This window comes from Sphingomonas sp. Leaf32, assembly GCF_001421765.1.
GTDB lineage: Bacteria > Pseudomonadota > Alphaproteobacteria > Sphingomonadales > Sphingomonadaceae > Sphingomonas.
In genome coordinates this window covers 174,006-194,892 of the sequence record NZ_LMLA01000007.1, presented here as the reverse complement: position 1 = coordinate 194,892, position 20,887 = coordinate 174,006, and the positions used below count along the sequence as shown (strand labels likewise).

Below are 20,887 nucleotides of genomic sequence, written 5' to 3'. Positions count from 1 at the left end.
ATCGTCACCCCAGCGCAGGCTGGGGTTTCCTGCGGCTCCTGCCTCGCCAACCAATCGGGAGACCCCAGCCTGCGCTGGGGTGACGCTGGGGATGGGCGTACGTGGCTGCACATCCGCCCACCACCCCTCGACGCGCCCGCCCCGCATCCCTAGGTGGGAGCCGATGGCGCTCGACCCGATCCCCGTATTGCAATCCACCTTCGGCTTTCCCGACTTTCGCGGAGTCCAGCGGCAAGTGGTCGACCGGGTGCTGTCCGGCCAGCGCACGCTGGCGGTGATGCCGACCGGGGCGGGCAAGTCGCTGACCTATCAGCTGCCGGCACAGATGCTGCCGGGGACCTGCGTCGTCGTGTCGCCGCTGATCGCGCTGATGCACGACCAGTTGCGCGCCGCCACCGCCGTCGGCATCCGCGCCGCGACGCTGACCTCCGCCGACGACAACCGGGCGGAAACGCGGGGCCGCTTCCTCGACGGTGAACTGGACCTGCTCTACGTCGCGCCCGAACGCGCATCGGGCAGCGATTTTCGCGAGCTGCTGGGGCGCGGCAACCTGTCGCTGTTCGCGATCGACGAGGCGCATTGCGTCAGCGAATGGGGCCACGACTTCCGCCCCGATTACCGCCTGCTGCGCCCGCTGTTCGACCAGTTTCCGGACGTGCCCCGCCTCGCGCTCACCGCCACCGCCGACGCCCATACCCGTGCCGACATCCTCGAACAGCTCGGCATTCCGCAGGACGGGCTGATCGTCGCCGGCTTCGACCGGCCCAATATCCGCTACCACATCACCCCGCGCGATCAGGGCACCCGCCAGATCGCCGACATCATCGCCGCCACGCCCGGCCCCGGCATCGTCTATGTCCAGTCGCGTGCGGGGACCGAGAAACTGGCCGAGGCATTGGCGAAGACCGGGCGGCCGACCCGCGCCTATCATGCCGGGCTGGACCCCGCCGTGCGCCAGCGCAACCAGCATGACTTCGTCGCGTCCGAAGACATGGTGATGGTCGCGACCATCGCCTTTGGCATGGGTATCGACAAACCCGATGTCCGCTTCGTCGCGCACGCCGGGCTGCCGAAGTCGATCGAGGCCTATTATCAGGAAACCGGCCGCGCCGGCCGCGACGGCGACCCGGCGGTCGCGCATCTGTTCTGGGGCGCCGACGACTTCGCCCGCGCGCGTCAGCGGATCGGTGAGGTCGAACCCGCGCGCCAGCCGGGCGAGCGCCAGCGGCTCAATTCGCTTGGCGCGCTGGTCGAGACCGCCGGCTGCCGCCGCGCCATCCTGCTCAGGCATTTCGGCGAGACGCCGCCCGAATTCTGCGGCAATTGCGACAATTGCCTGCAACCGCCCAATGCGGTCGACGCGACGCAGGTGGCGCAGAAATATCTCTCCGCCGTGTTCCGCACCGGCATGATGTTCGGCGCGACCTATATCGAACAGGTGCTGACCGGCCAGTCGACCGAGCGCAGCATGACCAATGGCCACGAAAACCTGTCGGTGTGGAACATCGTCGAGGGCGACGAGCTGGCCCTGCTCAAACCGGTCGGCCGCGCGCTGCAACTGCGCGACGCGTTGCGCGCCAACGAACATGGCGGGCTGGAATTCGGTCCTGCCGCACGCGGGTTGTTGAAGGGCGGCGACACGCTGTCGCTGATCGTCCCGCCCAAGCACGAGCGACGGCGCGGCCGTGGCGGCACGTCGGCGACCCCGAACCCGACCGGCGATCCGCTGTTCGAGGCATTGCGCGCCAAACGCCGCGAACTGGCGCAGGAGGCGGGCGTGCCGCCCTATGTCATCTTCCACGATTCGGTGCTGCGCGACATGGCCAGCGACCGCCCGCAGACGATCGGCGGAATGCGGCGCATTACCGGTGTGGGCGAGAAGAAGCTGCAGGCCTATGGCGACGCGTTCCTGTCGGTAATCAAGCAACACTAGATCCTCCCCGTACCGGGGAGGATTTGCGCGCGTCTCTTTCGGACGCTATCCTCCCCCCATGCATATCCGCCGTATCGACGACCGCATCTCGGTCAGCCCGCAGATCACCGCCGACGACGTCGCGACGCTGAAGGCGGAAGGGTTCACCACCATCGTCAACAACCGTCCCGATGGCGAGGAAGCGGGCCAGCCGGCCGGCGACGCGATCGCCGACGCCGCCGCGGCGGCGGGCTTGGCCTATCACGCCATTCCGATTACCCATGCCGGGTTCAGCCATCCCCAGCTCGACGCGATGGCGGCGATCCTGACCGAAGCCGACGGTCCGATCCTGGCCTATTGCCGTTCGGGTACGCGGTCGTGCAACCTGTGGGCGCTCGCCAGCGCCAAGCAGGGCGGCGATCCGGCGGAACTGGTCGCGGCGGGCGGCGGTGCCGGCTACGACCTGTCGGGCATCCGCCCGACGCTGGACGCACTCACACAGGGCTGATCCGCGCGTCCCGTGTGCTCCCCCCGGGAAAAAGGGGCCCGATGCCATACGCCGGCACCGATGCGGCCCCAGCTTGGGGGAGTCCACGCAAGGATAAGCGGCACCGACCGCAACATGCTTAATCCAGGGTACGTTAACGCACTGAACCGCTTTGGTTTTCGGCGTTAACCAAATCGCAACCCCCAACCGGCAATTTCGTGCCTGTACCAAAGGGGGTTCAGAACATGGGCATTGGTCAGAAAGGCGCCCGCTTCCTCTCGGAAAGCCGGGTGGAAGACGCAAGCGCGGATAACAGCACGGCGTGGTTCGATCTCGGCATCTGCTATTCCAGCGGCACCGGCGGGGCGATGATCGACCTGGTCGAGGCGCATAAATGGTTCAACCTCGCCGCCATGTCTGGCGTCGAGGAGGCACAGGCATGGCGCGCGGAAATCGCCTGCGACATGACCCCGCGCCAGATCGCCGACGCGCAGAAGGCGGCGCGGGCGTTCCTGCAGACGGGCGTACGGGCACACTGACGGCGGCGCTATCGCGCACAGCATCCAGCCAAACCGTTCGTGCTGAGTAGGGGCTGAGCTTGTCGAAGACCCGTATCGAAGCACCTGCCCCGGTCCTTCGATACGCCGCTTCGACAAGCTCAGCGCCTACTCAGGACGAACGGTTGGACCGGATATCATCCGGCCTTCAGCGCTCTTGTTCCGCGATGTAGCGGAGATATCCCCGCTTTTGCCAGGATGACGGTTGGTTCGGCCCGGCTGAACCACAGTTCCGTCCTTCCCGCGAAGGCGGGAATCCATACACGCCAACGCCACGGCAGGATCCGCAACGCCAGTGCATATGGACTCCCGCCTTCGCGGGAGTGACGACCGGGGGAATCTATCCCTTCGCCGCCGGCTTCTTCGCGGGAGCCTTCTTGGCCGGCGCCTTCTTCACCGCCCCATCCTTCGCCGCTGCCTTTTTCGGCGCGGCCTTCTTCGCCGCCGGCTTCTTCTTCCCCTTGGCCGGCGCCGCCGCCGCGCGGTCGTCGATCAGCTGCGCGGCTTCCTCCAGCGTCAGCGCCTGCGGTTCGATCGACTTCGGGATCGTCGCGTTGGTCGTGCCATCGGTGACATACGGGCCATAGCGCCCTTCCATCAGCTTGATCTCGGCCTCGGTACGCGGATGCGCGCCCAGCACCTTCAGCGGCTCCTTCGCCGCCCCGCGCGCGGGACGTCCGCCGCCCGCCGCCGCCTCGGCCAGCTTGACCACCGCCGCGTTCATGCCCGTTTCGAACACGTCCGCCGTCGTCTGCAACCGCGCATATTTGCCGGCATGCTTGAGATACGGGCCATAGCGCCCGATCGCCGCCTCGATCGGCTCACCCGTTTCCGGATGGTTGCCGATGGTGCGCGGCAGGCTGAGCAGCTTGAGCGCCCATTCAAGGTTCAGTTCGCCGATATCCTTCGGAATCGACGCGCGCTTGGCATCCTTGCCATCGCCCAGTTGGATGTACGGCCCGAAGCGACCCGACTTGCGCTCGACCTCCAGCCCCGTTGCCGGGTCCTTGCCCAGTCCTTCGGGACCGGCATCGCCGCCCTCCTCGCCGCCCGGCTGCGCGAAGCGGCGGGTATATTTGCATTCGGGATAGTTGGAGCAGGCGATGAACGCGCCGAACTTGCCGCCACGCAGCGCCAGCCGCCCCTCGCCGCAATTCGGGCACAGGCGCGGATCGGTACCATCGGCCTTGTCGGGGAACAGATAGCTGCCGAGGAATATGTCCAGCTCGGCGGTGATCGCGCTCGGCTGCTGCTCCATCACCTCCGACGTGCGCGGCTTGAAGTCGCGCCAGAAGGCTTCGAGCACCGCCTGCCATTCGGCACGCCCGCCCGACACGTCGTCCAGTTCTTCTTCCAGCTCGGCGGTGAAGTCGTAGCCGACATATTTCTCGAAGAAGCGTTCGAGGAACGCGGTCAGCAACCGCCCGGTCTCCTCGGCGAAGAACCGGTTCTTCTCGACGCGGACATAGCCGCGATCCTTCAGCACCTGGATGATCGAGGCATAGGTCGACGGCCGCCCGATCCCCAGTTCCTCCAGCCGCTTGACCAGCGACGCTTCGGAGAAGCGCGGCGGCGGCTGGGTGAAATGCTGTTCGGCGACCACGTCCTTCTTGGCCGGGGCATCGCCCGACCGGAGCAGCGGCAGGCGGCGCGAATCCTCGTCCGCCGCATCGTCGCGCCCTTCCTCGTACAGCGCGAGGTATCCGGGGAACAGCACGACCTGACCCGTCGCACGCAGCCCGGTCTGGCCGGTCTGGTCCTCCAGCTCGACGGCGGTCCGCTCCATCCGCGCCGACGCCATCTGGCTGGCGAGCGCCCGCTTCCAGATCAGGTCGTACAGCCGGCCATGGTCGCCCGACCCGGCGCGGTCCTTCGAAAAATCGGTCGGGCGGATCGCCTCGTGCGCTTCCTGCGCATTCTTGGCCTTGGTCTGGTACTGGCGCGGCTTGTCGGGAACGTAGCTGCCGTCATAGCGCTTGGCGATCGCCCCGCGCGCGGCATCGATCGCCGATCCGTCCATCTGCACGCCATCGGTCCGCATGTACGTGATCGCGCCATCCTCATAGAGCGACTGTGCGATCCGCATCGTGTGGCTGGCGGAGAAACCCAGCTTGCGCGCGGCTTCCTGTTGCAGTGTCGAGGTGGTGAAGGGCGGCGGCGGATTGCGCGTCGCGGGCTTCGTCTCGACATTGATGACGGTGAAACGGCCATCGACCACCGCCGCCTTCGCGACCTCGGCCGACCCGGCATCGCCCAGCGACAATTTGTCGAGCTTCTTGCCCTTCAATTTGACGAGGCGCGCGTCGAACGGCGTGCCGTCGGCCTCCATCTTCGCGACGACCGACCAATATTCCTGCGCGATGAACGTCTCGATCTCGCGCTCGCGCTGCACCAGCAGGCGCAGCGCCACCGACTGTACGCGCCCGGCCGACTTGGCACCGGGCAGCTTGCGCCACAGCACCGGCGACAACGTGAAACCGACCAGATAGTCGAGCGCGCGCCGCGCCCGATACGCATCGATCAGGTCGGTATCCAGCTCGCGCGGGGCCTTCATAGCTGCCAGGATCGCCGGCTTGGTGATCGCGTTGAACGTGACCCGCTCGACCTCCTTGGGCAGTGCGCGGCGCTTCTTCAGCACCTCCTGCACATGCCAGCTGATCGCCTCCCCTTCACGATCAGGGTCGGTGGCGAGGATCAGGCGGTCGGCGGTCTTCGCCAGGTCGGTGATCGCTTTGAGCTGCTTCGTCTTGTCGGCGTACGTTTCCCAATCCATCGCGAAGCCGTCGTCGGGGTTCACCGACCCGTCCTTGGGCGGCAGGTCGCGGACATGGCCGTAGGAGGCGAGGACGCGGTAATCGGACCCCAGATATTTTTCGATGGTCTTCGCCTTGGCGGGCGATTCGACGATGACGAGCTGCATAATGGGCGGTCGGTCCTTGTGCGTACGCGTACGAGAGTGGGGAGCGCCGGGGGGTGGCGTCAAGTCGGGGGTTGCGATGCGGCTAGAGAGGAAATGTTACGACACGGCCTAACCCAGACTGACCCGCCCCCCGGCGTGCCGCTCCAGCCGCCCGGCCAGTTCCAGTTCCAGCAGCACCGTTTGCACCACCGGGGTCGGGCATCCCGACTGGCGCACGAGCTCGTCGACCGCGACCGGCACCGGTCCCAGCAGCCCCACGATCCGCGTCCGTTCCGCTGCGCTCGCGTCCGCTGCCGCCGGTTCGGGACGATAGACACCCCCCGGCGAGCGTACTGCCCGCGCGTCGATCGGCCGCAGCATCTCCGCCACGTCCGCCGCCGTCTGCACCAGCGTCGCGCCTTCGCGAATCAGCGAATTGCACCCCTGCGCCCGCGGGTCGAGCGGCGATCCGGGCACCGCCATCACCTCCCGCCCCGCCTCGCCGGCCAGCCGCGCGGTGATGAGCGATCCGGAGCGCGGCGCTGCCTCCAACACCACCGTTCCCAGCGCCAGCCCGGCGATGATGCGGTTGCGCGACGGGAAATGGCGGGCGAGCGGCTGGGTGCCTGGCGGCTGTTCCGCGACCAGCAGCCCGCGCGTGGCGACATCCTCCTGCAAGGCGGCATTTTCCGGCGGAAACACCACGTCGATCCCGCTGGCGATGACGCCGATGGTCGCATGGCCGATCGCCCCCAGATGCACCGCCGTGTCGATCCCGCGCGCCAGCCCGGACACGACGGTATAGCCTGCCGCGCCCAGTTCCTCGGCCAGCCCGCGCGCGAAGCGGCAGGCCGCCGCCGACGCATTGCGCGCGCCGACCATCGCTACCGCCGGTCGCGCCAGCAGCGACAGCTCGCCGCGCACGATCAGCGCGGGCGGCGCACTATCGATCTCGGCCAGCAGGGCGGGATAGTCGGGATCGCCGAGCAGCAGGTATCGTCCACCTAACCCCCGGACGGTCGCGATCTCCCGGCGCACCAGACCTTCGTCTGCCAGCACGGGCGCCCTGCCCCCACCCCGCGCGGCGAGCATCGGCAGCGCCTCGATCGCCGCCACCGCATCTCCGTACCGCTCGATCAGCGCGCGAAACGTGACCGGTCCGATATTGGCCGACCGGATCAGCCGCAGCGCCGCGAACCGCGCCGCTTGCGGTTCAGTCACGCTTGCGGCCGATTCTCGGCTCCGTACCAGCGACCAGCCGCTCGATATTCTCGCGGTGCTTCCACAGCACGATCAGCGCGAGGCCGAGGAACAGGATCACCAGGTCGAACCGCCCGATCGCCGCCGCCGCGATCGGCGCGGCGACCGCCGCCGCCATGCCGGCAACCGAAGAGATGCGCACGGTCCCCAGCAGCCCCAGCCACACGACCGCATAGGCCAGGCCCGCGATCGGGCTCAATGCCACCACGACGCCCATCATCGTCGCCACGCCCTTGCCGCCCCGGAACCGCAGCCACAGCGGATAACAGTGGCCGACGAACGCCGCCGCGCCCGCGACCAGTTCCTCGCCGGGGAACAGCGCCCGCACGATCCACACCGCCGCCGCGCCCTTGAGCAGGTCGAGCAGCAGCGTCGCCGCCGCCAGCCCTTTGCGCCCGGTGCGCAGCACGTTGGTCGCGCCGATATTGCCCGATCCGATCGTGCGCAGGTCACCCGCCCCTGCGATCCGGGTCAGCAGGATGCCCCACGGGATCGATCCGAGCAGATAGCCGATCAGCAACGCGGCGACCGGCGGCCACCATATGACTTCGCTCGACAGAATAGCCCCCGTTAACCTTGCCGTCCGTGGTGCGAAGGGTAAGGGGTTCGGCGGCGGCTTGCAACGCGGCGGGCGATGTCAGGGAGTACCGAACCGATCATGGACCCGGCGACGCAACCGATCCTGTTCTTCGATTCGGGTGTCGGCGGCCTGTCGGTCGTGGCCCCCACCCGCGCGCTGCTGCCGACCGCGCCGATCGTCTATGCCGCCGACTCGGCCGGGTTTCCTTATGGCACGAAGAGCGAAAGCGAGATCGCCGCGCGGGTGCCGGCGCTGCTCGGTCGTCTTGTGGAGCGCTATCGCCCGCGCCTCGTCGTCATCGCCTGCAACACCGCGTCGACCATCGCGCTGCCGGTAGTGCGCGCCGCGCTGGACCTGCCCGTCGTCGGCACCGTGCCGGCGATCAAGGTCGCGGCGGAAACGAGCAGGACGCGCGTCATCGGCGTGCTGGGCACGCAGGCGACGGTGCGCCAGCCCTATGTCGACGACCTTGCCGCACGCTTTGCCGCCGACTGCACCGTGCTGCGCCACGGATCGGCGGCGCTGGTCGAACTGGCGGAAGGGGCGCTGGCCGGCACCCCGCCCCCGCCCGACGCTATCGCCGCCGAACTGGCCGGGCTGTTCGACCAGCCGGGGGGCGACCGGATCGACGTCATCGTCAACGCCTGTACCCATTTCCCGCTGCTGGAGGACGCGATGCGCGCCGTCGCACCGCAGGTCGCCTTCGTCGACGGCGGCCCCGGCATCGCGCGACGCATCGTGGCGCTGACACAGGGACAGGCGTTTCCCGCGACTCCGGTTCCGGGCCGGCTGGTCTTCACCCGGCTGGGGACAAGGGAACGCGCCATCGCGGCGGGGCTGGAGTCGCAGAGGTTCACGGTAGTCGAGGCGCTGTAGCCTCCCGCCCCTTGGACAATATGTCCAACCCCGCCGATCACCGTAACCGCTTTTATCCGCTGGAAACCGGCGCGGCCAACAGGTACACCCGCGCCCCATGAGCATCGACGCAGTTCCGGCCCGCTCGGTCGATTACAACCGTGTCTTCGCACAGGCGATCGACCGCCTGCACGAGGAAGGGCGCTACCGCGTCTTCATCGACATCCTGCGCAACAAGGGGCAATTCCCCAATGCGCGCTGCTTCGCCGGGCATAACGGGCCGAAGCCGATCACCGTTTGGTGCTCCAACGACTATCTGGCGATGGGCCAGCATCCGGCGGTCATCGCTGCGATGGAGGAAGCGCTGCACGATGTCGGCGCCGGTTCGGGCGGCACCCGCAATATCGGCGGCAACACCCATTATCATATCGACCTCGAAACCGAACTGGCCGACCTGCACGACAAGGAAGCGGCGCTGCTGTTCACGTCGGGCTATGTCTCGAACGAGGCTACGCTGTCGACCATGGCGCGCATCCTGCCCGGTTGCGTCATCTTTTCCGACGAACTGAACCACGCGTCGATGATCGCCGGCATCCGCCATTCGGGCTGCGAGAAGCGGGTGTTCCGCCACAACGACCTGGCGCATCTGGAGGAACTGCTGGCCGCCGAGGACCCGGCGGTGCCCAAGCTGATCGCCTTCGAAAGCGTCTATTCGATGGACGGCGACGTCGCGCCGATCCACGCGATCTGCGACCTGGCCGACAAATACAACGCGCTCACCTATCTCGACGAAGTGCACGCGGTCGGCATGTACGGTGCGCGCGGCGGCGGCATTTCCGAACGCGACGCCGCCGCCCACCGGCTGACCATCGTCGAGGGCACGCTGGGCAAGGCGTTCGGCGTCATGGGTGGCTATATCGCCGCCGACCGCACCGTCATCGACGTCATCCGCTCCTATGCGCCCGGCTTCATCTTCACGACCTCGCTGTCGCCGGTTCTGGTCGCCGGCGCGCTGGCCAGCGTCCGCCACCTCAAGGCATCGCCCGCCGAGCGCGCGGGGCAACAGGCCGCCGCCGCGATGCTCAAGTCGCTGTTCACGCAAGCCGGGCTGCCGGTGATGGACACCACCACCCATATCGTGCCGCTGATGGTCGGCGACCCGGTCAAGGCCAAGCGGATCAGCGACATCCTGCTGCGCGAATATGGCGTATACGTTCAGCCGATCAATTACCCGACCGTGCCGCGCGGCACCGAACGGCTGCGCTTCACCCCCGGCCCGGCGCATGACGAAGCGATGATGCGCGAACTCACCGCCGCACTGGTCGAGATCTGGGGCCGGCTGGAACTGAAGAAGGCGGCGTAACGCACCATCCTCCCCGTGCCGGGGAGGATTGCGCGCCTACACCTCGACCCGGTTCCCGCCCGCCGCGACCGCGGTTTCGATCCTTGCCCGTGCTTCGCGCAGGATCACCTCGAAATTGCCGACATGGTCCGGCACGATCGCCGCCGAAGCGGTGACCCGCCCGATCGACTCGCCCGATTCGCGCAGGCGAAAATTGCGCTCGGCCAGCAATTGCAGCACTTCCTCGGCCGCCACGCGGACGGCGGTGATCGTCTGCCCCGGGATCACGACGATGAACTCGTTCCCGCCCCACCGGATCACCTCCTGCTCGGGAAAGGTCCGTTGCAGCTTGGCGGCGAAGGCGTTCAGGATGTTGTCGCCGACCGTATGGCCGAACTCGCGGTTGATGCCGACCAGCCGGTCGATCGCGACCATCAGCACGACGAACCGGCGGTCCTGCTCCCCGATCTGGTCGAGGATGCGTCGCGCGCCCGTCTGGTTCAGGGCGTTGGTCAGCTTGTCGTGATCGGCATCCCCGCCCTGCAGCAGCGCGCGCAACGTCGCCACCTCGTCGCGCAGCATCGCCAGGTCGCGTTCGGTCCCGGCGATCCGCATCGCCAGCGCGTGCGGGTCGGTCGGGTCCGATCCGCCGCGCAACGTGGCGTACAGCGCCGCCGCCCGGTCCGCCGGCAACCTGCCCCCGTCGGCGACCTCCTGCTCGATCGTCCGCGACAACATGGGATCGGCATCGGACAGGTGCACCAGCGCAAGGTCGTACAGCGCGGGGCTGGGTTCCAGGTCGTGGCGTTCGAGGAACGCCAGTGCGGCATGGGCTTGGTCGAACCGTATCGGCATGGCCGCACGCTAATCCGCCGGATCGGGGCTTTCAATCGCCCTCCACCGCTATATAGGGCAGGAAATGGGTTAACCGCCGGAGCGTCCGTCGCCGGACATTCGTCCCGGTCCGGCAGCGATGGTCAGTGTGGCGCCAGCAACCCGGTCAGCAACGTCAGCGCCGCCAGGCCGATCGACAGCGGCAGGCGCAGCCGCATCCACCAGGGCGGGACATGGCCGGCACGCACCAGCGCCATGTCGACCAGCAGCGATCCGAGCAGCCCGGCCGCGACGATCGCCGCACTCGACACGACCGACGTGAACAGCACCGCCCCCGCCGCCAGCGCGACCAGCGACGGCACGACCGCGATGGCCAGCCATAGCGTCAGCGCTGCGCCGGTCACCCGTGCCGCCGCCGCGCCCCACCACATCCCGCCCAGAAAGCTCAGGATCAGCGCGGCGTAGAGCAACGACAGCGCCAGCATCATGCCGCCCCGTGCCGGATCGATCAGGCGCAGCGCGATACCGATGATCGGCGGCAGCAGTCCGGCATAGCCGAGCAACAGCGCCGGCACCGGCGGCCGCACGCCGACCGGCGTCGTCACGGACGTCGGATCAGTCACGGCAATAGCCTTCGCCCGACTTGACCGTCAGACAGTCCTTCTTGCCCGCCAGCCATTTCAGGCCGGTGGCATCGCCGTCGCTCGGCCGCAGCAGCAGCGTCTCGGCACCGCGCTGGAAGCGGATGCCCTCGGGCGTGATCGTACCGGTATAGCTTCCCTTGTTGTCGAGGTCGTACTGCATATCCAGCTTGACCTCGCCCTGCGCCGGGTCGGACACGTTCAGGACCATGCCCTCGACGCCGATCCAGCGGCCCAGATAGTGATTGGCGCCAAGGGTCGCCGTACCCGTCGCGCTGGGCGTCGGTGTGGAGGTCGGCGTCGGGCTGGGCGCGCGCGGTGCGATCGGCGCGGGCAACGGGGTCGCGGCGCTGTTCTCGATCTCGGCCTGGGTCGCGGCCCCTTCGCTGCGTCGCTCGTTGGCTCCGCAGGCGCTCAACACCAAAGCCGCCACGATGATCGTTCCACGCATCCGTTTCGTCCTTTCCTGCCCGTCGGCGACGAAGCCTAGCCTTGCTCCGTCCCGACCGCTAGAAGCGCGTCATGGCCCGCATCGCACTCGCATCCGACCACGCCGCCCTGACGCTCAAGGCAGAACTCGCCACTTGGTTGCATGACCAGGGACATGACGTCGCCGACCTCGGCCCGCATGACGCCGCCAGCGTCGACTATCCCGACTATGGATACCGACTTGCCCAGGCGGTTGGCGGGGGCGATGCCGATTTCGGCGTCGCGCTGTGCGGGTCGGGCATCGGCATCTCGATCGCGGTCAACCGCGTTGCCGCGTGCCGCTGTGCGCTGGTGTCCGAACCGCTGTCGGCGGCGCTGGCGCGCGAACATAACGACGCCAACGTCATCGCGATGGGCGCGCGGATGATCGGGAGCGAAATGGCCAAGGCGTGCCTCACCGCCTTCCTCGCCACCCCGTTCGGCGGCGACCGCCACCAGCGCCGCGTCGACAAGCTGGGCAATCCGCCGGTTTAAGCGGAAGATCGGGTTCACGCGAAGGCGCGGAGACGCGAAGGGGGTGCGCTGCCTCCTCTCGCGCCAGCGAGCTTCCTGTTCACCCGGCAAAGGGACTGTACATGATCGCCGTGCGATCGGTGTCCACGTGCGCGACATCTTCGCGTCTCCGCGCCTTCGCGTGAACCACCTTCTTGTACCACCATCGGTCCCGAAACCCGATTCCCCGGGTGGCATTTCGATGACACCCGGACTAAAGCGCGCGCGACCTCTTTTTCAGCGGGAGCCGCGCCCCATGATCGACCAGTTCCGCCCCGACGGTTTCTTCGAAACCAGCCTCGCCGATGCCGACCCCGCCGTGTTCGCGGGCGTGGCGCACGAACTGGAGCGCGAGCGCTACCAGATCGAGCTGATCGCGTCGGAAAACATCGTGTCGAAAGCGGTGCTGGAAGCGCAAGGCAGCGTCTTCACCAATAAGTACGCCGAGGGCTATCCCGGCAAGCGCTATTATCAGGGTTGCCACCCTTCGGACGAGGTCGAGCAGCTGGCGATCGACCGCGCCAAGCAATTGTTCGGCTGCGGCTTCGTCAACGTCCAGCCGCATTCGGGGGCGCAGGCGAACGGCGCGGTGATGCTGGCGCTGACCAAGCCCGGCGACACGATCATGGGCATGAGCCTCGATGCCGGTGGCCACCTGACGCACGGTGCCAAGGCGGCGATGTCGGGCAAGTGGTTCAACGCCGTGCAATATGGCGTCGACCGCGAAACGCACCTGATCGATTACGATCAGGTCGCGGCATTGGCGCGCGAGCACAAGCCGACGCTCATCATCGCCGGCGGTTCGGCCTATCCGCGCCACATCGACTTCGCGAAGTTCCGCGCGATCGCCGATGAAGTCGGTGCGAAGTTCATGGTCGACATGGCGCACTTCGCCGGCATCGTCGCGGCGGGTCTGCACCCGACCCCGTTCGGTCATGCCGATGTCGTCACCACCACCACGCACAAGACGCTGCGGGGGCCGCGCGGCGGCATGGTGCTGACCAACGACGAAGCCATCGCCAAGAAGATCAACTCGGCGGTGTTCCCCGGCCTTCAGGGCGGCCCGCTGATGCACGTGATCGCCGCCAAGGCGGTGGCGTTCGGCGAAGCGCTGCGTCCGGAGTTCAAGGACTATATCCGCGCCGTCGTCGAAAACGCGCAGGTACTGGCCGCGACGCTGAAGGACCGCGGCGCCGATGTCGTCGCCGGCGGCACCGACACCCATCTCGCGCTGATCGACCTGACCCCGCTGGGCGTCACCGGCAAGGATGCGGACGAGGCACTGGAGCGCGCCGCGATCACCTGCAACAAAAACGGCATTCCCTTCGACCCGCTGCCCCCGGTCAAGACCAGCGGCATCCGAGTCGGATCGCCCGCCGGCACCACGCGCGGTTTCGGCAAGGCCGAGTTCGCCGAAATCGGCCACATGGTCGCCGACGTCCTCGACGGACTTCGGGCAAAGGGCGAAGCCGGGGACCCGCAGGTCGAGGCGGACGTTAAGGCACGGGTTCGGGCGCTGTGCGAGCGGTTCCCGATCTATCCGGGTCTGTAAGGAGTTCGAGAAATGCAGGACAAGTCGCTCGGCAAGAGCATGGCGAAATGGGGCGCACTGGGCGCAGTCGTCGCAATTCCGGTACCGTTCGTCGGCCCGTTGATCGGTGCCGCCGCCGGCGCGGGCTATGCCTATTTCAAGGCGAAGAAGCAGCCGCGCTACTAAGCCGGCACCCCGGCCGCGTCGTTCCTTCGGGACCGGCGCGGCGGGTCCAACGGGAATTACGATGCGCTGTCCCTTTTGCGGCCATGAAGACAGTCAGGTGAAGGACAGCCGCCCCAGCGACGATGGCGCCGCCATCCGCCGCCGCCGGCAATGTTCGGGCTGCGGCGCACGCTTCACCACCTTCGAACGCATCCAGCTGCGCGACCTGACCGTCGTGAAGTCGGGCGACCGCCGCCAGGCCTTCGACCGCGACAAGCTGCTCCGCTCGGTCGCCACCGCCTGCCGCAAGCGGCCGATCACGCCCGCGCAGGTCGAACGGCTCGTATCGGGCATCCAGCGCCAGTTGGAAACCACCGGCGAGAGCGAAGTCCCCTCGGGCCGGATCGGCGAATTGGTGATGGAGGGGCTGCAGGGCCTCGATCCCGTCGCGTACATCCGCTTCGCCAGCGTCTACAAGGACTTCCGCGAGGCCAAGGATTTCGAGGAATTTGCGGGAACGGTCGGGGATGCGGCGAAGGGGTAGGGTCCTGTCCGCACTCCCTAACCTCGCCCCAACCACACCGTTCGTCCTGAGTAGCCATTGAGCTTGTCGAAATGGCGTATCGAAGGACCGTTGGTTGCAGATGCTTCGATACGGGCCTTCGACTTCGCTCAGTCCCTACTCAGCACGAACGGAATGTTGACGGCGACTCCCTCGCCGCGCCCCTCTTTCCCCCGTTCGGATCAAGCATTAGGAAGCGCGCAATCCCGCCACCGTTCGTCCTGAGTAGCGGCTGAGCGAAGTCGAAGACGCGTATCGAAGGACCGCCATGAGTTTCGCCACGTACATGCTCCATTGCGCCGACGGAAAATACTATGTCGGGTATACGGACGATCTGGAGCGGCGGATCGCACAGCATCAGTCCGGCGAATTTCCGGGCTTCACCGCCAGTCGGCTCCCCATCGAACTGGTCTGGAGCGAGAACTTCCCCACGCGTGAGGAAGCGGTCGCCGCCGAAACCCGCCTGAAAGGCTGGTCGCGCGCGAAGAAGAAGGCGCTGATCGGTGCCGATTGGGCGACGGTCAGCGCGCTTGCCCGCAAGTCCCTCGATACGGGTCTTCGACAGGCTCAGCCCCTACTCAGGACGAACGGCGGAGAGGAAACAATAGCGACCAAACCCCCCGTCATCGTCCTCGTCCGCCCGCAACTGGGCCAGAATATCGGCAAGGCGGCGCGCGCCATGCTGAATTTCGGGCTGGTCGAAATGCGCCTCGTCGCCCCGCGCGACGGCTGGCCCAATCCGGAAGCGGGTCCTGCGGCCAGCGGCGCGGACCAGGTGCTGCGCGACGCCTCCGTCTACGACAGCGTGGCCGAGGCGGTCGCCGACTGCGCCCATGTCTACGCGACGACGGTGCGCAAGCGCGGCGTCACCAAGCCGGTCGTCACCCCCGAAGCCGCCGCAAGCGCTATCCGCGCCGAACCCGGCCGCTCGGCGATCCTGTTCGGGCCGGAACGCTCGGGCCTCGAAACCGACGACGTAGCGCTTGCGCGCACCATCCTGACCGTGCCGATCAACCCCGAGTTCGGCTCACTGAACCTCGCGCAGGCCGTGATTCTCGTCGCCTATGAATGGTCGAAGGGCGAGGGGCTGGCCAGCCCACCGACCGTCGATCTGGGCGAACCGGCCCCGCACGAGGAGCTGGAGGGGATGATCGGCCAGTTGGACGACATGCTGGAGGCCGCGCGTTTCTTCTATCCCCCCGAACGCGCCGCGACCTCGCGCCGGACGCTGCGCACGCTGCTGACCAAGGCCGGGTGGACGTCACAGGAGGTGCGGACGATGCGCGGGGTGCTGTCGGCGCTGGATGGGGCCAAGCGGCGGCGCTGAATACGTCTCCGACCGTCATGTCCGTTCGTGCTGAGTAGGGGCTGAGCTTGTCGAAGACCCGTATCGAAGCACCTGCCTCGGACGGTCCTTCGATACGCCCCTTCGACAAGCTCAGCGGCTACTCAGGACGAACGGTCCGCGGCAGCATCACCCCCGCGTCGCGTCGAACCTTGCCAGCTCATAGCCGATCGACGCCTCGACCAGCCGCTCCCACAGGTCGGCGACCACATCCTCCGGCACGCCCGCGGCAACCGCCGCCGCCCGCGCGTTCGCGATGACCTGTGCCTTGCGCGCCTCGTCGCGCACCGCATCGCGCCCCGGCTTGATGCGGGCAGCGGCATCCATATAGGCGAAACGGCGCGCCAGCAGCGCCACCAGTTCGCGATCGACATGGTCCACCCCGGCGCGGACTTCGGTCATGGTGGTGCAATCGGCACCCGAAAGGATCGTCATGCCCGGCGTTCTAGCGTCGGATACGCGACTGTCGACCATCGCTTGCCCCGTGCGTGCGGATATGATTGGCTGGCCCGCCAACCGGAAAGGGAAAGCTTGCCCATGTCGCTCCTCCTGATGCTCGCCGCGATGACCGCGCAGGCCCCCGTCCCGACGCCGCCGGCCCGCAAGCCTCCTGCCGAGCGCCAGTGCCGCAAGATGCCGGCACCGACCGGGTCGCGTCTGGGTTCGGTACGCGAATGCCGCACCGCGGAGGAATGGGCCGCGATCGACAAGGAGGCCGATCGCGACCTCACCGACCTGCGCGGCCGGACCGCGCGACAGAACTGATCCTGCGCCGACCTTGACTCGCCGGGGGTGACCGGCTAACCGCGCCGCTTCGCAATTCGGCCCCGCATTCCCGGTGAAGCGGTGGCCCCGATTTCGGTCGGAGGCGAAGACCGGGAGCCGCGATCGTCCCCGGACGGTCAAACGTCATACCAGATTGCATTGGATTTACGATGTCGAAGCGCTCCAGCGCCAAGTACAAGCTCGATCGCCGCCTTGGCGAGAATATCTGGGGTCGTCCCAAGAGCCCGGTGAACAAGCGCGAATACGGCCCCGGCCAGCATGGTCAGCGCCGCAAGGGCAAGATGTCGGATTTCGGCATCCAGCTGCGCGCGAAGCAGAAGCTGAAGGGCTATTACGGCGACGTCACCGAAAAGCAGTTCAAGCGCACCTATGAAGAAGCGTCGCGCATGAAGGGCGACACCGGCCAGAACCTGATCGGCCTGCTCGAACAGCGCCTCGACATGATCGTGTACCGCGCCAAGTTCGCGCCGACCGTGTTCGCCGCGCGCCAGCTGGTCAGCCACGGCCACGTCCGCGTCAACGGCGTGAAGTGCAACATCGCGTCGCGTCGTTGCTATGTCGGCGACGAAATCTCGCTGGGCAGCAAGGCGCAGGAAATGGCGCTGGTCCTCGAAGCGCAGACCCTCGCCGAGCGCGACGTGCCGGAATATATCGGTACCGAAGGCACCAAGGTCACCTTCACCCGCGTTCCGACGCTGGACGAAGTGCCCTATCCGGTGAAGATGGAACCGAACCTGGTGGTCGAGTTCTACTCGCGCTGATCTCGCGCTGAGCCAAGGTCCAGCAAAGCTGGACCAAGGCCAATACTCAGCGCGAGCGGCCGGCGGGGCCAAAGCCCCGACCGACGTCATGGGCTTCGCCCATGGCGCTGGCAGAAAACAGAAGGGCGGCCCCGCAAGAGGCCGCCCTTTCTGCGTCAATGGCGTACACAACCTGCGCGCACAGCCGCAGGAGGCCCCAGCCTACGCTGGGGCGACGGGATACGGCGGACGGCGGACACCAAAGCCATCGCCCCAAACGTCATCCCAGCGCAGGCCGGGATCTCCCCGTTACAAAAGCGCCACCTCATCGCACACACCGCAACCACACCCTCTTTACCCCTCCCCACCCCCGCGCCACACTGGCCCTCGCCCAACCACCGCGAGGTACCATGCTCCGCCTGCCGATCGCCCTCGTCGCCCTGTTCCTCGCCACCCCCGCCCCGGCGCAAACCGCCGACAATCCCGAAATGGCGAAGCTGTTCGCCGAGGATCAGGCCGTGCGGAAGAACGTCAAACCCGAACAATATAAGGACATGGCGTTCGTCCGCCGGATGATCGCCGACGACGCCGCCCGGCGCGCACGGACGCGGACCCTGCTCGACACAGGCAAGCTGACAACCGCCGAGGATTATTACGCCGCCGCCTTCGTGTTCCAGCATGGCGGCAAGCCCGAAGACTATCTGCTCGCCCATACGCTGGCGCTGGCCGCTGCCGCGCGGGGCAGGAAGGACGCGAGCTGGATCGCCGCCGCGACGCTCGACCGCTATCTGCAATCGATCGGCCAGAAGCAGATCTACGGCACCCAGTTCGGGCGCAAGGGCGATGCACCGATGAGCCAGGAACCCTATGATCGCACGCTGATCCCCGACGCGCTCCGCACCGCGCTCGGCGTGCCGGTACAGGCCGAACAGGACAAAAGGCTGGCGGACATGCAGGCGAAATAACCGCTTTCCTACAACGCGCCTACTTGCCACGATCGCCGATGCGGCCCGTTGCGTCCGCCTGCTCCTTGACCTCGCGAACCCCCGTCACCGCATCCGGCGTCGCCCGCAATGGTCATCGCGCGCAACTGCGCCACTAGTGTGAACTTCGTGAACTTTGGCCCGCCGCTACAGCCCGCTGGCCCTGAGCTGCGCGCGCAAATTGGCCCGCGTGCCCTCGTCCACCGGCGGCAGGTCGCGTGCCGCCTTGCCCTTGCGCAGCCGTGCCCGGTCGCGCTCGCTGGGTGATACCACCCGCACGCGCACCGGCACCACGCCCCGTCCCGCCACGCCCAGCGCCTCGGCCGCACCCCTCGACAGGTCGAGGATGCGCCCCCGCCCGGCGAACGGCCCGCGATCGTTGACCCGCACCAGGATGCGCCGCCCCGTGTCGAGTGCGGTCACCTCGACATAGCTTGGCAATGGCAGCGTCGTATGCGCCGCGCTCACCCCATGGGCACGGAACCGCTCGCCATTGGCGGTCCGCCTGCCCGACTCGCTGCCATACCAGCTCGCCATCCCGAGCATGTCGTAGCGCGGGTCCGCCGCCGGGACATAGGTCGCGCCCCGCACGCGGTACGGCGGGCCGATCCTGACCGCCGCATCGCTGACCGGGCGATAGTCGCCCCCGGCACAGGCGGACAGCGCCGCCGCCAGCACGACCCAGATGCGTCTCATCGAACCACCGGCGCGGTGCTGATCGGCGGCAGGGGCGGCTGCGGACCGAAAACGTCGGGCGCGGTCATGCCGTCCTCGCGCACCATCCGCTCGCCCTCGCAACGGAAGCGCAGCACCCGCATCGGCCGGCCCCACGGACCGAGGATCGTCAGTTCGTCCTCGCCCGGCATCATCGTAATCCCGCTCGCCGCCAGATAGCGCCGCACCGCCCGCGCCGCGATGGCGGTCAGCCGCGCCCGGCATGCCGCCGCATCGGCCAGCACCGCTTCGCCCTGGAACACCCCCTTGCCGCCGATGAACGCGGCGCGGTGCGGCAACGCCTCGATCGGCAACGCCAGCGGCGCGGGCGCCGGCAGGAACATCATCTGCCCCGTACCGCCCGGCCGCACCGGTGGCGAATAGATCGCCGTCATCGGTGCCGCGCCGCCGCCCGCCCCGGCGGCACATCCGGCCAGCAGCGCCATGGCTGCAACGAACGCTGTGCGCATCGATCCTCGCTCCCGACCCATCGTTCGGACGATAGCCCCGGCAGGCCTTCGACGATACCCACCCCTTGCCGACCCCCGCCCACCCCCGCTACGCCGAACGCCAAAGGAGACGCCCCATGAAGACCCGCGCCGCCGTCGCATTCGAAGCGAAGCGCCCCCTCGAAATCGTCGAACTCGACCTCGAAGGTCCGAAGGCCGGCGAAGTGCTGATCGAAATCATGGCGACCGGCATCTGCCACACCGACGCCTACACGCTCGACGGGCTGGATTCGGAAGGCATCTTCCCCAGTGTCCTCGGCCATGAAGGCGCCGGCATCGTCCGCGAAGTCGGCGCGGGCGTGACCAGCGTGGCCGTCGGCGATCACGTCATCCCGCTCTACACCCCCGAATGCCGCCAGTGTAAGTCATGCCTGTCGGGCAAGACCAACCTGTGCACCGCGATCCGCGCGACGCAGGGCAAGGGGCTGATGCCCGACGGCACCACCCGGTTCAGCCATAAGGGCCAGCCGATCTACCATTATATGGGCTGCTCCACCTTCTCGAACTTCACCGTCCTGCCCGAGATCGCCGTCGCGAAGATCCGTGAGGACGCACCGTTCCAGACCAGCTGCTATGTCGGCTGCGGCGTCACCACCGGCGTCGGCGCGGTGGTCAACACCGCCAAGGTGCAGGTCGGCGACAACATCATCGTCTTCGGTCTCGGCGGTATCGGCCTGAACGTGCTGCAGGGCGCCAAGATGGCCGGCGCCAACATGATCGTCGGCGTCGACATCAATCCCGACCGCGAGGAATGGGGCCGCCGCTTCGGCATGACCCACTTCGTCAATCCCAAGGACGTCGGCGGCGACCTGGTCCAGCACCTCGTCGCGCTGACCGATGGCGGCGCGGACTATACGTTCGACTGCACCGGCAACACCGATGTGATGCGGCAGGCGCTGGAGGCGTGCCATCGCGGCTGGGGCACCAGCATCGTCATCGGCGTCGCCGAAGCGGGCAAGGAAATCGCCACCCGCCCGTTCCAGCTCGTCACCGGCCGCAACTGGCGCGGCACGGCGTTCGGCGGAGCCAAGGGGCGGACCGACGTGCCGAAGATCGTCGACTGGTACATGAACGGCAAGATCGAGATCGACCCGATGATTACCCATGTGCTGAGCCTCGAGGAGATCAACAAGGGCTTCGACCTGATGCACGCCGGGGAGAGCATCCGCTCCGTCGTGGTGTATTGAGCGGTTTCGTTTTGACA

Annotated in this window: 23 protein-coding genes; 14 read left to right on the top strand and 9 right to left on the bottom strand. The window is 67.7% G+C overall.

The annotated features are described in order from the left end of the window. Positions 1-163 precede the first annotated feature (163 nt). The 3 genes from recQ (at position 164) to ASE83_RS08665 (ending at position 2,938) form a co-directional block, all read left to right on the top strand. Entirely contained in the window at positions 164-1,933 is a 1,770-nt protein-coding gene (recQ, locus tag ASE83_RS08675; RefSeq protein WP_055788284.1) for a DNA helicase RecQ, read from the top strand. Between the two features lie 58 nt (positions 1,934-1,991). Beyond that, entirely contained in the window at positions 1,992-2,420 is a 429-nt protein-coding gene (locus ASE83_RS08670; protein ID WP_055788281.1) for a TIGR01244 family sulfur transferase, read from the top strand. Between the two features lie 224 nt (positions 2,421-2,644). After that, positions 2,645-2,938, top strand: coding sequence for an SEL1-like repeat protein (locus ASE83_RS08665; protein ID WP_055788278.1), 294 nt, complete (start codon positions 2,645-2,647; stop codon positions 2,936-2,938). Between the two features lie 358 nt (positions 2,939-3,296). Here ASE83_RS08665 and topA read toward each other — a convergent pair whose 3' ends face one another. From topA to plsY, 3 genes are all read right to left on the bottom strand, one after another. After that, a complete protein-coding gene (topA, locus tag ASE83_RS08660) occupies positions 3,297-5,876 on the bottom strand; it encodes a type I DNA topoisomerase (RefSeq protein ID WP_055788275.1) in 2,580 nt (859 codons plus the stop codon). A gap of 108 nt (positions 5,877-5,984) precedes the next feature. Beyond that, entirely contained in the window at positions 5,985-7,076 is a 1,092-nt protein-coding gene (gene dprA, locus ASE83_RS08655) for a DNA-processing protein DprA (protein WP_055788272.1), read from the bottom strand. After that, entirely contained in the window at positions 7,069-7,674 is a 606-nt protein-coding gene (plsY, locus tag ASE83_RS08650; protein WP_082443375.1) for a glycerol-3-phosphate 1-O-acyltransferase PlsY, read from the bottom strand. The genes dprA and plsY overlap by 8 nt, the downstream gene beginning before the upstream one ends. Before the next feature lie 99 nt (positions 7,675-7,773). On the opposite strand from plsY, the gene murI reads away from it, so the two are divergent. Both murI and hemA read left to right on the top strand, forming a co-directional pair. Then, the gene (gene murI, locus ASE83_RS08645) at positions 7,774-8,571 is read left to right on the top strand and encodes a glutamate racemase (protein ID WP_055788265.1); all 798 of its coding nucleotides are present in this window, start codon (positions 7,774-7,776) and stop codon (positions 8,569-8,571) included. A 97-nt stretch (positions 8,572-8,668) separates the two neighbouring features. After that, positions 8,669-9,913, top strand: a complete 1,245-nt coding sequence (hemA, locus tag ASE83_RS08640) for a 5-aminolevulinate synthase (protein ID WP_055788263.1) — start codon at positions 8,669-8,671, stop codon at positions 9,911-9,913. Between the two features lie 36 nt (positions 9,914-9,949). Here the strand turns inward: hemA and ASE83_RS08635 are convergent, their stop codons facing one another. The 3 genes from ASE83_RS08635 to ASE83_RS08625 form a co-directional block, all read right to left on the bottom strand. Beyond that, a complete protein-coding gene (locus ASE83_RS08635; protein WP_055788260.1) occupies positions 9,950-10,747 on the bottom strand; it encodes a GGDEF domain-containing protein in 798 nt (265 codons plus the stop codon). Between the two features lie 122 nt (positions 10,748-10,869). Further along, on the bottom strand, positions 10,870-11,349 hold the full coding sequence (locus ASE83_RS08630; protein WP_235513265.1) for a DUF3429 domain-containing protein: 480 nt from the start codon (positions 11,347-11,349) through the stop codon (positions 10,870-10,872). Then, positions 11,342-11,818: a hypothetical protein gene (locus ASE83_RS08625; RefSeq protein ID WP_055788257.1), complete on the bottom strand. Its 477-nt coding sequence runs from the start codon at positions 11,816-11,818 to the stop codon at positions 11,342-11,344. Before ASE83_RS08625 ends, ASE83_RS08630 begins: the two co-directional genes overlap by 8 nt. 71 nt (positions 11,819-11,889) lie before the next feature. Between ASE83_RS08625 and rpiB the strand changes: the two genes are divergently transcribed. From rpiB to ASE83_RS08605, 5 genes are all read left to right on the top strand, one after another. Further along, a complete protein-coding gene (gene rpiB, locus ASE83_RS08620) occupies positions 11,890-12,330 on the top strand; it encodes a ribose 5-phosphate isomerase B (protein ID WP_055788255.1) in 441 nt (146 codons plus the stop codon). A 274-nt stretch (positions 12,331-12,604) separates the two neighbouring features. Continuing rightward, positions 12,605-13,900, top strand: coding sequence for a serine hydroxymethyltransferase (glyA, locus tag ASE83_RS08615; RefSeq protein WP_055788252.1), 1,296 nt, complete (start codon positions 12,605-12,607; stop codon positions 13,898-13,900). Positions 13,901-13,912: 12 nt separating this feature from the next. Next, positions 13,913-14,065, top strand: coding sequence for a hypothetical protein (locus tag ASE83_RS18805; protein ID WP_200921870.1), 153 nt, complete (start codon positions 13,913-13,915; stop codon positions 14,063-14,065). A 61-nt stretch (positions 14,066-14,126) separates the two neighbouring features. Next, positions 14,127-14,588: a transcriptional regulator NrdR gene (gene nrdR / locus ASE83_RS08610; protein WP_055788249.1), complete on the top strand. Its 462-nt coding sequence runs from the start codon at positions 14,127-14,129 to the stop codon at positions 14,586-14,588. A gap of 286 nt (positions 14,589-14,874) precedes the next feature. Beyond that, the gene (locus tag ASE83_RS08605; protein ID WP_082443376.1) at positions 14,875-15,933 is read left to right on the top strand and encodes a TrmH family RNA methyltransferase; all 1,059 of its coding nucleotides are present in this window, start codon (positions 14,875-14,877) and stop codon (positions 15,931-15,933) included. A 147-nt stretch (positions 15,934-16,080) separates the two neighbouring features. Here ASE83_RS08605 and ASE83_RS08600 read toward each other — a convergent pair whose 3' ends face one another. Beyond that, entirely contained in the window at positions 16,081-16,386 is a 306-nt protein-coding gene (locus tag ASE83_RS08600) for a chorismate mutase (RefSeq protein ID WP_055788246.1), read from the bottom strand. 102 nt (positions 16,387-16,488) lie between these two features. Here ASE83_RS08600 and ASE83_RS08595 point away from each other — a divergent pair, with 102 nt between their 5' ends. The 3 genes from ASE83_RS08595 (at position 16,489) to ASE83_RS08585 (ending at position 18,442) form a co-directional block, all read left to right on the top strand. Beyond that, positions 16,489-16,716 (top strand): hypothetical protein, encoded by a 228-nt coding sequence (locus tag ASE83_RS08595; protein WP_055788243.1) that lies wholly within the window; start codon positions 16,489-16,491, stop codon positions 16,714-16,716. A gap of 170 nt (positions 16,717-16,886) precedes the next feature. Then, positions 16,887-17,498, top strand: coding sequence for a 30S ribosomal protein S4 (gene rpsD, locus ASE83_RS08590; RefSeq protein ID WP_055788240.1), 612 nt, complete (start codon positions 16,887-16,889; stop codon positions 17,496-17,498). Positions 17,499-17,887: 389 nt separating this feature from the next. Next, the gene (locus ASE83_RS08585) at positions 17,888-18,442 is read left to right on the top strand and encodes a hypothetical protein (protein WP_055788237.1); all 555 of its coding nucleotides are present in this window, start codon (positions 17,888-17,890) and stop codon (positions 18,440-18,442) included. 165 nt (positions 18,443-18,607) lie between these two features. Here the strand turns inward: ASE83_RS08585 and ASE83_RS08580 are convergent, their stop codons facing one another. Next, positions 18,608-19,156: a septal ring lytic transglycosylase RlpA family protein gene (locus tag ASE83_RS08580; protein ID WP_055788234.1), complete on the bottom strand. Its 549-nt coding sequence runs from the start codon at positions 19,154-19,156 to the stop codon at positions 18,608-18,610. Next, positions 19,153-19,644: a hypothetical protein gene (locus tag ASE83_RS08575; protein ID WP_156352931.1), complete on the bottom strand. Its 492-nt coding sequence runs from the start codon at positions 19,642-19,644 to the stop codon at positions 19,153-19,155. The genes ASE83_RS08580 and ASE83_RS08575 overlap by 4 nt, the downstream gene beginning before the upstream one ends. A 116-nt stretch (positions 19,645-19,760) precedes the next feature. Between ASE83_RS08575 and ASE83_RS08570 the strand changes: the two genes are divergently transcribed. Continuing rightward, positions 19,761-20,870 carry an S-(hydroxymethyl)glutathione dehydrogenase/class III alcohol dehydrogenase gene (locus ASE83_RS08570; protein WP_055788230.1) on the top strand — a complete coding sequence of 370 codons (1,110 nt, stop codon included), beginning with the start codon at positions 19,761-19,763 and terminating at the stop codon, positions 20,868-20,870. The last annotated feature ends 17 nt before the right edge of the window (positions 20,871-20,887 follow it).

Excerpts from the sequence above, each read along its gene's own strand:
- ASE83_RS08670 (WP_055788281.1), top strand. The coding sequence starts at position 1,992 with ATGCATATCCGCCGTATCGACGACCGCATCTCGGTCAGCCCGCAGATC.
- ASE83_RS08570 (WP_055788230.1), top strand. The coding sequence starts at position 19,761 with ATGAAGACCCGCGCCGCCGTCGCATTCGAAGCGAAGCGCCCCCTCGAA.
- hemA (WP_055788263.1), top strand. The coding sequence starts at position 8,669 with ATGAGCATCGACGCAGTTCCGGCCCGCTCGGTCGATTACAACCGTGTC.
- rpsD (WP_055788240.1), top strand. The coding sequence starts at position 16,887 with ATGTCGAAGCGCTCCAGCGCCAAGTACAAGCTCGATCGCCGCCTTGGC.
- ASE83_RS08575 (WP_156352931.1), bottom strand. The coding sequence starts at position 19,644 with ATGCGCACAGCGTTCGTTGCAGCCATGGCGCTGCTGGCCGGATGTGCC.
- nrdR (WP_055788249.1), top strand. The coding sequence starts at position 14,127 with ATGCGCTGTCCCTTTTGCGGCCATGAAGACAGTCAGGTGAAGGACAGC.
- ASE83_RS18805 (WP_200921870.1), top strand. The coding sequence starts at position 13,913 with ATGCAGGACAAGTCGCTCGGCAAGAGCATGGCGAAATGGGGCGCACTG.
- glyA (WP_055788252.1), top strand. The coding sequence starts at position 12,605 with ATGATCGACCAGTTCCGCCCCGACGGTTTCTTCGAAACCAGCCTCGCC.
- ASE83_RS08600 (WP_055788246.1), bottom strand. The coding sequence starts at position 16,386 with ATGACGATCCTTTCGGGTGCCGATTGCACCACCATGACCGAAGTCCGC.
- ASE83_RS08605 (WP_082443376.1), top strand. The coding sequence starts at position 14,875 with ATGAGTTTCGCCACGTACATGCTCCATTGCGCCGACGGAAAATACTAT.
- recQ (WP_055788284.1), top strand. The coding sequence starts at position 164 with ATGGCGCTCGACCCGATCCCCGTATTGCAATCCACCTTCGGCTTTCCC.
- ASE83_RS08595 (WP_055788243.1), top strand. The coding sequence starts at position 16,489 with ATGTCGCTCCTCCTGATGCTCGCCGCGATGACCGCGCAGGCCCCCGTC.
- murI (WP_055788265.1), top strand. The coding sequence starts at position 7,774 with ATGGACCCGGCGACGCAACCGATCCTGTTCTTCGATTCGGGTGTCGGC.
- ASE83_RS08665 (WP_055788278.1), top strand. The coding sequence starts at position 2,645 with ATGGGCATTGGTCAGAAAGGCGCCCGCTTCCTCTCGGAAAGCCGGGTG.
- rpiB (WP_055788255.1), top strand. The coding sequence starts at position 11,890 with ATGGCCCGCATCGCACTCGCATCCGACCACGCCGCCCTGACGCTCAAG.
- ASE83_RS08635 (WP_055788260.1), bottom strand. The coding sequence starts at position 10,747 with ATGCCGATACGGTTCGACCAAGCCCATGCCGCACTGGCGTTCCTCGAA.
- ASE83_RS08580 (WP_055788234.1), bottom strand. The coding sequence starts at position 19,156 with ATGAGACGCATCTGGGTCGTGCTGGCGGCGGCGCTGTCCGCCTGTGCC.
- ASE83_RS08585 (WP_055788237.1), top strand. The coding sequence starts at position 17,888 with ATGCTCCGCCTGCCGATCGCCCTCGTCGCCCTGTTCCTCGCCACCCCC.
- topA (WP_055788275.1), bottom strand. The coding sequence starts at position 5,876 with ATGCAGCTCGTCATCGTCGAATCGCCCGCCAAGGCGAAGACCATCGAA.
- ASE83_RS08625 (WP_055788257.1), bottom strand. The coding sequence starts at position 11,818 with ATGCGTGGAACGATCATCGTGGCGGCTTTGGTGTTGAGCGCCTGCGGA.